Source organism: Rhizocola hellebori, assembly GCF_016862955.1.
In the GTDB taxonomy this organism is placed as follows: Bacteria; Actinomycetota; Actinomycetes; order Mycobacteriales; family Micromonosporaceae; genus Rhizocola; species Rhizocola hellebori.
Window position 1 is genome coordinate 189,905 of sequence record NZ_BONY01000011.1, and the last position, 6,564, is coordinate 196,468.

The window sequence follows — 6,564 nt, forward strand, 5'->3', positions numbered from 1 at the left end:
GCAAGCTGACATACTTCGGCCTTCCGTCCATCCGGGGAGACCTATGTCGCACCGCGCTTCTGGCATTGTGTTGCTGGTCCTGAGCTTTCCACTGTTGATGCTCGGAATAACGTCGTGGCAGGAGGCGGCCCGCGAAGCCGATGTCCGCGCGTGGCAGCTCCGGCAATCCGTTTCCGAGCCCGATCCACAAGACCGGGAAGACTTCGCCCGCTACGCCGAAAGCACCTTGGACCGTCAGGTGAGCGCGGAGAAGAACCGCAACTGGATGCTGGCCATCGCCGTCATGGGAATCGGCGCGGGCGTCGTGCTGCTGCTGCCCCGCCGTCGCCGCGCCGTCACCGAGCTGGTGTCCGCTTCGGTGGCCGGCAACGCAGCGCCATCTCCGCCACCATCGGCGGCGGCACCGCAGTTTCGCCCGTGCCGAGCGTGCCAGTGGCAGATCTCGGTGGAGGCTGTTGCCTGCCCCCGCTGCGGCTGCCCGCACGTGCCGCTGACGCCGGCCGCACCACCCTCTGCGATGCCATCCTCAGCGGTGCAATCCTCAGCGGTGCAAGCCAATGCGGAGCCGCCCCGGCCGATCAACAAGCTGCAGCGCGCGTTCTACGTCACGCTCATGGTTTTGGGGCTGGGCTCAGCCGTCGTGATCTACACGGTGATGTTCAACAGCCTGTCCGAGACCGTGCTGGTGCAGATCTCGCCATATTGGATCTTCCCGACGGTGTTCGGCTATTACGGCCTGGTAGCCCAGCGGATGGAGGCCAAGCTGCAGACCACCCATCTGGACACCGTTTCCGACCAGCTGCTCAACGTCATCAAAGAGCTGGGCGGGCCGCTGGGTCAGGTGTTCGCCTTCCTGGTGCACGCCCCGTTCTTGATCGTCAAGAGCCGGACCCCCTGGGTCACCGCCTTCGTCGGATCGCTGATCTGGGCGATGGCGCTGGTGTTCTTCTTCGCCGTGATCTTCCCCGAGCTATAGCGAGGCGGCTACGCCGTCCAGTTGAGCCACGCCTCGCCGGCCGAGATCGCGCCGAACCAGATGGCCGCCGACGCGACCGGCACCAGCAGCACGTAAACGGGCCGGGTGCGCAGCAGGTAGATGCCCAGTGCCAGCAGCCCGAGCCAGATCACCAGCAGGCGGTTGCCGATTCAATTGACGGGCACCACTGTTCCGTCCGGGCGCAGTGTCGGCGGCACGGGCGCGAACTCGTAGGGCATCGGCGGCTGACCGGCCACCAGCGACCAGGTGGTGGCGGCGCCCGGGGTTTCCGCGATCGTCATCATCGCCTCGGCTACCTGATCCGGGCTGATGAGCGGGAATCCTTGCGCCAGCGCGCGTCCCCGGGAGGGGCCCATCATCGGGGTGTCCACCGAGCTGGGACACAGGGCGTGGATCGCGATGCCGCGCTCGGCGAGCAGCCTGGCCATGGCCCGCACGTAGCCAAGCGCACCGGTTTTGGTCAGGGTGTAGACCGGGTTCGACACCTCCGGCCACAGGCTCGACAGCGAGCAGGTGACCATGATCAGGCCGCCTCCGCCCGCTGCCATCAGCGGCGTGACGGCGTCGATGCCGAAGACGATGCTGTCGAGGTTGACGTTGACACAGTCGCGATACCTGGCCGGGTCCAGCGGCTGGGCACCGCGTTGGCCCGAGTTGATGCCGACGTTGAGCACGGCCACGTCGAGCTGTCCAAAGTGCTCGGTGATCCAGCCGGCCAGGCGGTGGTTGTCGTCGAAGTCGCCCGCGTTCAGCCGGACGGGCGTCCCCTGTACCGCATGCGCGACGCGGGTGGCCGCGGGCAGGTCGATGTCGGCCACGACAACGTGCTGGCCTTCACGTGCCAGCCGCCGCGCGACAGCCGACCCGATCCCGCCGCCACCGCCGGTGACGAGCGCTATCTGCATCCGCGAAGCATAGGCTCGACCGACGCCGCTCAGTGACGGCCGAGCAGGTATTCCTCAAGCTGGTTGTAGGCCTGCGCCGCGCCCGTCTCCATGCCCGAAGCCACGATGCCGTCCCGGTCCTCGGTCGTGCCGTAGTCGGTTGTGGAGATCACCGTGGTCTTGCCATCGTGCTCCTCGAAGACCAGCCGCTCCACGGCGATGTGGCCGGGCATGCCCTCGAACTCAAAGGTCTGCACCAGAAGCTCAAACGGCTTGATTTCTCTATATTCCCCGCGGAAGGCAAGCTCCGACCCGTCCTGCTTGTGCTGCACGAAGCGGTAGCGCCCACCTTCACGGAAGTCCATCTCGCAACCGAGCTTGTCACCGGGCTGCCCCCACCACTGGGTGATGTGCTCACAGGAGCTGTGTGCCTCGAAAACGGCCTGACGCGGCGCATCGAACACCCGGGTCATGACGATTTCGGTGTCGCCCTGCATGGTCACGGTCAGCTCATTCTTTGTGCCCATTTTCCTTTTCCTCCTTGGTTTCCCGCGGCTTCATGCGCCGCAGATAGGTGTCGAGCCGTTCGTAGCGCTCGTCCCAGAAGCGCCGGTATTGCTCCATCCACTCCCCGACCTCCCTGAGCGGGCTGGGCTCCAGCCGGCAGGGACGCCATTGCGCCTCCTTGCCGCGGGTGATCAGCCCGGCCCGTTCCAGGACCTTCAGGTGCTTGGAGATCGCCTGAAGGCTGACCGGGAACGGCTCGGCCAGCTCGTTCACCGAGGCCTCGCCGTCGGCAAGCCGCGCCAGGATGGCCCGGCGAGTCGGGTCGGCGAGGGCGGCGAACACATTGCTGAGCTGGTCCGTAGCCTCTGTCATCACATTCAACCTATCGGTTTATCAACTGATAGGTTGAGTATGCTCCGCGCCGAAACGCGTTGTCAACCCTTTGGTTTATTACGCAGGTCGCGACGCAAAGAGGCGGCCGGCTGAATCCAGCCGACCGCCTCTCGCTGATCTGACCCCGGGGTCAGCCCAGCCACACCTTGTCCAGGGCCAGCGCCTTGAGATCCTTCACGGTCAGCACCGGCTCGGGGCGGGTGGCCGGACCGGCCTTCACCTGCACCGCATTGAACTCGGTCACCACCACCCGAAGGCCGCCGTGCAGCAGCACCGCGACGGTCCAGGACACCACCCCCGGCGCCGGGGGCAGGTCACCGGTCGGACCCTGCCTGATCACCATCAGGCTTCCCTCGCTCAGGGTGACCTGCTCGCAGGTGACCCCCGGCCCTTCGCTCTGCGCATCGCAGTGGAAGAAGTCCGGCTTGAGGCTCGGCTCGGGGTAGTTGGCCGCCACGTTCACCTTGAGCGTGGTCTGCCCGCCCGGCTCGGTCAGCAGCACGTGGCCGTAGCCGTCCTGGGAATCCTTGTCGGTGACCGTGATCCCTTGCGGGACAAGGGAATGCAGCGCGGCGAGGATGGCCGCGCCGTCCTTGAGACCCGGCACCGGCGTCGAGCCGGGGGTCGCCGTGGCCGAAGGCGGATCGCCCGCGGGCATGAGCAAGGGCTCACTGCCCTGCCCGCCGCCCCCGTTCGCCAAACTCAGCGCGACCGCCGACACCACCCCCACCGTCGCCAGCGCGGACACCCCGGCCGCGAGCCGTTGCCGGAACCGGATCCGGCCCGCCTGACGGAACACCGCGGCCTTCACGTCCGGCGCCGGTGGCTCGGCCACCAGCACCGCCGACTCAAGCGCGGCTTTGATCGGACTTTCCTGTGTCATTGCGCCCCTCCACTCATCGACGTCTTCTCCGGGAGATCGGTCAGCAGCTGACGCAACGTCACGACCGCCTTCGCGCTCTGGCTCTTCACCGTGCCGGGGGTGACCCCCAGCGCCTCGGCGGTTTCCTCCACGCTGCGGTCCTCCCAGTACCGCAGCACGACCACCGCCCGCTGCCGGGCCGGTAACGCCTTCAGCGCCGCGAGCACGGTGATGGCCACATCGCGATCACCTTGCGGCGCAGCGGTTTCGGCCAGCTCGGGCCACGACCGCTCGCGCCGCCAGCGCACTTTGGCGCTGTCGTCGAGGTAAACGCGCAGCAGCGTGCGCCGCGTGTAGGCGTCAAGGCTGTCCACCCGGCGCCGCCGCGCGGCCACCACCACCCGCGCCAGCGCCGTCTGCACCAGGTCCTCGGCCCGATGCCAGTCGCCGCAGAGCAGATAGGCCGTCCGTCGCAAGTGGACATACCTTGCGTCGATGAAGGTGCTCAGCTCGTGTGTGAGGTCTTCGGTCACCCGCAGACTCCCCTCATTCCGGTTGCTTGCACCCCTCCTTGACCGGACCGGGCATCGGTTGGGTTGCCTCGCTCGCTCGGCTAATTTGTGGACGCGGGCCTAGCCGGCGATCAGATCGAGCAAACGTCGCGCCTGCGCCTCCAGCGTTCCCGGCGGGTTGCGCTGGTGGGCCTTGTTGCCGGGCAGCAGCAGGTTCAGCCAGAGCATCCCGACCAGGATCCTCCCGTGGCGCAAACTCTGCGCGTCGACGTCGCAGCGCGCCACGAAACCGGTCCAGTCCGTGTCGCGGGCGCTCAGGTGCTCGATGAGGGTGGCCAGCTCATAGGCGACATCCGAACGTCCGGCATCCTCGAAGTCCACGATGCGCACGCGCTCACCGTCCCACAGATAGTTGGCGAGGTTGGGATCGCTGTGCCCGCAGATCGCCTCGCCGGACTCGGGCAGCGGCGGCTCCCGCAGAAACGCTCGCACCGCGTCGACGGCCTGCCCGGCTATCCCCGGCGGCCGGACAGCCTGCGCGAACCAGGCCTCGCCGAGCGCATAGGCTTCGGCCCGCGAGTAGCGACGCGGGGGCAGCTGACGCGCCGGCACCGCCCACATCTGCCGCAGCGCACTCTCCAGCCCGGTGAGCTGTGCCGCGGTGAGTTTGCCGGTCAGCGGCTGGCCCGGCAGCCGTGTCATCGACACCCACGGCGGGTTCGCTTCAAGATCACAATCGATTGGCCGTGGTACCAGGTGAGAAATATGAGAAGAAAGGAGCTGTAGCACCGTCCACTCCCGACGGTGCTCTCCCCTGTCCCACGAGCTGAACGTTTTGACCAGCACGCCCTCGGCCAGCTCTAGGTGATGAGTCTGCGGCATCCCGGCAGGCTACTACTATGCGCATCGTGAAACGCACCTCGAAATACCGCCTCATCACCGGGATGGAACGCGTCAACAACCGTCTCACGCGCTGGGCCCTGCGCCGCGGCCTGGCGCCCAAGGCTTTCGCGTTGCTCGAAACCACCGGCCGGGTCAGCGGCCTGCCTCGGCACACCCCGGTCGGCAACGGCCTTTCCGGCAACACCTTCTGGCTCGTGGCCGCCCACGGCGAACAGGCCGACTACGTGCGCAACCTGCTACGCGAGCCACGCGTGCGGGTCAAGGTGAACCGAATCTGGCGCGACGGCACCGCCGAAGCGCTGCCCGCCGACGACGTCGACGCGCGCTCCCGCGCGCTCCCCTACCGCTGGGACGCCTGGATCGGCCGCCGCATGGCCACCGCTCCACTCACCATCCGTATCAACCTGGACAACTAGCGCAGCATCAGCAGAACGCACTCGGTCTGGTCGTAGAAGACGGAACCTTCGCGGGTAAACCCATGCCGCTCAAGCAGTTTCACCGATGCCGTGTTACCGATGAACGGGTCGGCGTAAAGCGGTCGCGCCTTCTCGCGCTCCAGGAACAGCTCAAGCGCCCTGGTGCCCACGCCACGGCCCCAGAACTCGCGGCCAAGCCAATAGCCCAGATAACGCCGGCCCTCCTGCCACCAGGCCACGACGCTTCCAGCCAGCTCGCCATCAACCGTCACCGCCTGCACAAAGACCGAAGGCTCGCCGAGCACCTTGGTCGCCCAATGGTCCATGAACCGGTCGTGCTCACGCGGCGCAAACTGCGACCGCCGCGTCGCCTCCTCGTCTTGCTCCTGTCGCCAGAAGGTCTCCAGGTCGGCCAGCTCCACATCGCGCAGCCGCACTTCACCACTCATACCCCGAGTCTTCCCCAGCACTTGGCGGTACGCATGCCGGAGGATCGTCCGCCGACGAAGCACAAGCTGTTGGCGGACAGCGAAAGCCACTGCCAGCCGGGCGACATCGCATCGATCACGTCAATGATGCGTGATCTAAGATCGTTGATTTCCGCCGTGGGACAAGACGCAGCCGCCACGGACCTTCCGCCACCGGCCCCTCGCCGCCCGCCGCGCCACGTCTGCTTGTGCCGACCCTTACTCCCACGGCACCTACATCTCTGCGTGAGGACAATGAGGCAGAGACGTAGCTGCCGTGGAATCTCCCCGCCGCCGTCGGCCTCGCCGCCAGCCGCTCCTTCTGCTTCGATCAGCCTTGGCCTACTGCTCCCACGGCACCTACATCTCTGCGTAAGGGCAGTGAGGCAGAGATGTAGCTGCCGTGCACCTTCCGCTGCCGCCTGCCCTCGCCGCCCACCGAGCCGCGCTCGCTTCTACCGGCCTTCGCCTACTACTCCCACGGCACCTACATCTCTGCGTAAGGGCAGTGAAGCAGAGATGTAGGTGCTGTGGGATCTCCCTGCCGCCGCCGGCCTCGCCGCCCCGCAGCGCTGCGCTGCGCTGCTTCCACCGGCCTTCGCCTACTACTCCCACGGCACCTA

At 67.1% G+C, this 6,564-nt stretch carries 10 protein-coding genes; 2 read left to right on the top strand and 8 right to left on the bottom strand.

All coding sequences use genetic code 11. The annotated features are described in order from the left end of the window. The first annotated feature begins 43 nt into the window (after positions 1–43). Positions 44–976, top strand: a complete 933-nt coding sequence (locus tag Rhe02_RS11485; protein WP_203908124.1) for a hypothetical protein — start codon at positions 44–46, stop codon at positions 974–976. Between the two features lie 8 nt (positions 977–984). On the opposite strand, the gene Rhe02_RS11490 is transcribed toward Rhe02_RS11485, so the two are convergent. From Rhe02_RS11490 to Rhe02_RS11520, 7 genes are all read right to left on the bottom strand, one after another. Further along, the gene (locus tag Rhe02_RS11490; protein WP_203908125.1) at positions 985–1,128 is read right to left on the bottom strand and encodes a hypothetical protein; all 144 of its coding nucleotides are present in this window, start codon (positions 1,126–1,128) and stop codon (positions 985–987) included. 18 nt (positions 1,129–1,146) lie between these two features. Then, positions 1,147–1,902 (bottom strand): SDR family oxidoreductase, encoded by a 756-nt coding sequence (locus Rhe02_RS11495; protein WP_203908126.1) that lies wholly within the window; start codon positions 1,900–1,902, stop codon positions 1,147–1,149. Between the two features lie 29 nt (positions 1,903–1,931). Next, on the bottom strand, positions 1,932–2,408 hold the full coding sequence (locus tag Rhe02_RS11500; protein WP_203908127.1) for an SRPBCC family protein: 477 nt from the start codon (positions 2,406–2,408) through the stop codon (positions 1,932–1,934). Further along, the gene (locus tag Rhe02_RS11505) at positions 2,392–2,760 is read right to left on the bottom strand and encodes an ArsR/SmtB family transcription factor (protein WP_203908128.1); all 369 of its coding nucleotides are present in this window, start codon (positions 2,758–2,760) and stop codon (positions 2,392–2,394) included. The genes Rhe02_RS11500 and Rhe02_RS11505 overlap by 17 nt, the downstream gene beginning before the upstream one ends. A gap of 151 nt (positions 2,761–2,911) precedes the next feature. Beyond that, positions 2,912–3,664: a hypothetical protein gene (locus Rhe02_RS11510; RefSeq protein ID WP_203908129.1), complete on the bottom strand. Its 753-nt coding sequence runs from the start codon at positions 3,662–3,664 to the stop codon at positions 2,912–2,914. Continuing rightward, positions 3,661–4,176, bottom strand: a complete 516-nt coding sequence (locus tag Rhe02_RS11515) for a SigE family RNA polymerase sigma factor (RefSeq protein ID WP_203908130.1) — start codon at positions 4,174–4,176, stop codon at positions 3,661–3,663. Before Rhe02_RS11515 ends, Rhe02_RS11510 begins: the two co-directional genes overlap by 4 nt. Positions 4,177–4,275: 99 nt before the next feature. After that, positions 4,276–5,037 (bottom strand): phosphotransferase family protein, encoded by a 762-nt coding sequence (locus Rhe02_RS11520; RefSeq protein WP_203908131.1) that lies wholly within the window; start codon positions 5,035–5,037, stop codon positions 4,276–4,278. Positions 5,038–5,063: 26 nt separating this feature from the next. On the opposite strand from Rhe02_RS11520, the gene Rhe02_RS11525 reads away from it, so the two are divergent. Next, a complete protein-coding gene (locus Rhe02_RS11525; RefSeq protein WP_239123685.1) occupies positions 5,064–5,474 on the top strand; it encodes a nitroreductase/quinone reductase family protein in 411 nt (136 codons plus the stop codon). Here Rhe02_RS11525 and Rhe02_RS11530 read toward each other — a convergent pair. Further along, positions 5,471–5,923, bottom strand: coding sequence for a GNAT family N-acetyltransferase (locus Rhe02_RS11530; protein ID WP_203908133.1), 453 nt, complete (start codon positions 5,921–5,923; stop codon positions 5,471–5,473). The two genes, Rhe02_RS11525 and Rhe02_RS11530, sit on opposite strands and share 4 nt — an antisense overlap. Positions 5,924–6,564: the final 641 nt, after the last annotated feature.

Bases quoted from the DNA above. Each gene is read 5' to 3' on its own strand.
- Rhe02_RS11485 (WP_203908124.1), top strand. From the start codon at position 44: ATGTCGCACCGCGCTTCTGGCATTGTGTTGCTGGTCCTGAGCTTTCCA.
- Rhe02_RS11495 (WP_203908126.1), bottom strand. From the start codon at position 1,902: ATGCAGATAGCGCTCGTCACCGGCGGTGGCGGCGGGATCGGGTCGGCT.
- Rhe02_RS11500 (WP_203908127.1), bottom strand. From the start codon at position 2,408: ATGGGCACAAAGAATGAGCTGACCGTGACCATGCAGGGCGACACCGAA.
- Rhe02_RS11505 (WP_203908128.1), bottom strand. From the start codon at position 2,760: ATGACAGAGGCTACGGACCAGCTCAGCAATGTGTTCGCCGCCCTCGCC.
- Rhe02_RS11510 (WP_203908129.1), bottom strand. From the start codon at position 3,664: ATGACACAGGAAAGTCCGATCAAAGCCGCGCTTGAGTCGGCGGTGCTG.
- Rhe02_RS11520 (WP_203908131.1), bottom strand. From the start codon at position 5,037: ATGCCGCAGACTCATCACCTAGAGCTGGCCGAGGGCGTGCTGGTCAAA.
- Rhe02_RS11530 (WP_203908133.1), bottom strand. From the start codon at position 5,923: ATGAGTGGTGAAGTGCGGCTGCGCGATGTGGAGCTGGCCGACCTGGAG.